This window comes from Peribacillus sp. SIMBA_075, assembly GCF_046534585.1.
Window position 1 is genome coordinate 1 of sequence record NZ_JAWRYN010000820.1, and the last position, 264, is coordinate 264.

Here is a 264-nt window from a genome sequence, read left to right on the forward strand (position 1 = left end):
GGAAGAAATGGCTTGAACTAATGGGCCAAAAAACAAGGCCACAATAAACAGTGCAGCGACCGTTAAAGAAGTCAGTCCAGTTCTTCCTCCAGCAGCAACCCCTGAGGATGATTCAATATAAGCGGTGGTTGGGCTTGTTCCAAACATAGAGCCAACCGTCGTCGCAGCAGAGTCAGCGAGCAAGGCTCTGCGCACCTTTGGCAGCTGGCCATTTTTCATTAATCCTGCTTGTTCCGCCACCCCGATCATTGTTCCAGTTGTATC

The 264-nt window shown here is 50.0% G+C and carries 1 protein-coding gene; it reads right to left on the bottom strand.

Annotated elements, in window-relative coordinates:
• Positions 1 to 264: solute carrier family 23 protein (locus SB775_RS30505; RefSeq protein ID WP_410865003.1), on the bottom strand; the 264-nt coding region annotated here is incomplete at both ends.